Origin of the sequence: Actinoplanes sp. NPDC051633 (genome assembly GCF_040681735.1) — a bacterium.
Classification (GTDB): Bacteria; Actinomycetota; Actinomycetes; order Mycobacteriales; family Micromonosporaceae; genus Actinoplanes.
This window is the reverse complement of sequence record NZ_JBFAZH010001402.1, coordinates 1-1,803: the sequence shown is the minus strand read 5'-3', so window position 1 is coordinate 1,803 and position 1,803 is coordinate 1. Positions and strand designations below refer to the sequence as shown.

3 protein-coding genes are annotated in these 1,803 nt (G+C 69.3%); 1 reads left to right on the top strand and 2 read right to left on the bottom strand.

From position 1 onward, the window contains the following. Positions 1–901 (bottom strand): MFS transporter (locus tag AB0M20_RS41445; protein ID WP_364306804.1); only part of this gene is annotated, 901 nt, incomplete at its 3' end. Positions 902–987: 86 nt separating this feature from the next. On the opposite strand from AB0M20_RS41445, the gene AB0M20_RS41440 reads away from it, so the two are divergent. Continuing rightward, positions 988–1,458 carry a helix-turn-helix domain-containing protein gene (locus AB0M20_RS41440; RefSeq protein WP_364306802.1) on the top strand — a complete coding sequence of 157 codons (471 nt, stop codon included), beginning with the start codon at positions 988–990 and terminating at the stop codon, positions 1,456–1,458. A gap of 11 nt (positions 1,459–1,469) precedes the next feature. On the opposite strand, the gene AB0M20_RS41435 is transcribed toward AB0M20_RS41440, so the two are convergent. Further along, the coding region (locus AB0M20_RS41435; protein ID WP_364306800.1) for a GNAT family N-acetyltransferase at positions 1,470–1,803 on the bottom strand (334 nt) is incomplete at its 5' end.

Here is a 1,803-nt window from a genome sequence, read left to right as displayed (position 1 = left end):
CCGTCCACATCGCCATGTTGGCCAGCAGCAGGACCCGCACCGGGCGGGCGCCGAGGCCGCGGCGGGCGATGATCAGGCCGCCGACGATGAAGCCGGCGCTGGTGACGGCGAGCACGGCGCCCCACGCCTCGACCGACACCAGGGTCAGGCCGTACGGGTCCATCAGCGCCATGAGGACGCCGCCGAGCAGATTGTTGAAGGTGCTGAAGTACAGGATCGTGAGCAGGCCCGGCACCGCGCGCACGGCGGTCAGCGCACCGCGCAGGTCGAACGCCGAGACCTTGCCGGGCTGCGCATCGGGGTCGGGCCCGGGAGCGGGCTCGGACAGGGTGATGGTGGACAGGTGCGCCAGCGCCAGCCCGGTCAGCGCCAGGGTGATCAGCAGCGCCCAGCCCATGCCGAGCAGCCCGATGGCCAGGCCGCTGAAGACCGAGGTGAGGGCGAACGAGATGCCGTTGACGGTGCCGACCAGGCCGTTGGCGCGGGCGTGCTGCTCCTGCGGAACCAGCAGCGTGACCGAGGTGGACAGCGCGATCGTGCGGAGGTTTCCGGCGATGGCGCCGGCCAGGACAAGCAGCGTGAGTCCCCAGAACTCGGGCCGGCTCAGATCGCGGAAGTTCTCGGCCGGGGTGAACAGGTAGAGGACGGCCGCCAGGGCGTACGCCGTCAGCGACGCCACGCTGGAGACCAGCATCGAGGTTTTCCGCCGATGCCGGTCGACGAAGGTGCCGAAATACATGCCGCTCGCTGCGAGCATGAGCATGTAGGCGCCGCCGACCACCGAGGTCGCGAGGACGGACCGCGTCTCCAGGTATGCCCAGAAGGTCAGCGCGAACCAGACGAGGTTGTTGGTCATGCCGGCCAGGAGGGTGTTGGCGACGAGCCGGTGGAAAGTACGCATGATATCCGCCTTCGCTATGATGACCGTAGTGAGGTATCCTGGCGTCAGGCTATTCCACTATCATTATCGTAGTCAAGAGGACGGCCATGAAGCGCGCGAACGGCAAGTCGCACTGTCCGATCAACTTCGGCCTGGAAACCTTCGGGGACCCCTGGTCGCTGCTGATCGTGCGCGACATCGTGTACTTCGGTAAGCACACCTTCAAGGAGTTCCTCGCCTCCGAGGAGAAGATCGCGCCCAGTGTGCTCTCCGCCCGGCTGACCCAACTGGAGGCGGCGGGCGTGCTGGTCAGCAGCCCGGATCCGGTCGACCGGCGGCGGGTGAGCTATCGGCTGACCGAGATCGGCCTGCGGTTGATCCCCATCCTGGTGGAGATCGCCGGCTGGAGCGCCCGCGTCGACCCGGACACGGAGGCGCCGCTGGACTGGGTCGACCTGGTGGACTCGCGCAAGCCGGAGATGATCGCGATGATCACCGAGACGGTGCGCGGGGGCGGGTGTGTCTTCATCGGCGAGGACAGCGTCCTGGCGAAGCTGGGGGCGCCCACTCTCGGCTGATCCTCCGAGGTTCAGCGCCGGTACAGGGCGAAGGGCGCGTCGGGGTGCAGGCCGTCGCGGCCTTCGACGAGGCCCGTACGCCGGATGATGCCGGCCGGTCGCATCCCGAGCCGTTCCATGACCGCTCGCGACGCTCGGTTGTGCACCTCGGTGAAGGCCACCACCGGCAGGTCCGGCTGGTGGGTGGCGGCCCAGCCGAGCGCGGCCCGGCCGATCTCGGTCGCATAGCCCCGGCCGGCGCGCGCGTCGCGCACCACCCAGCCGAGCTCGAGCACCGTCTCGCCGTCGAGGTCGATGCGGGTGAAGCCGCCCCGGCCGACGAGCGAGCCGTCCGAGCGGTCACGC

What these genes read in the sequence shown, in the direction of transcription:
- AB0M20_RS41440 (WP_364306802.1), top strand. Translation starts at nt 988, where the DNA reads ATGAAGCGCGCGAACGGCAAGTCGCACTGTCCGATCAACTTCGGCCTG.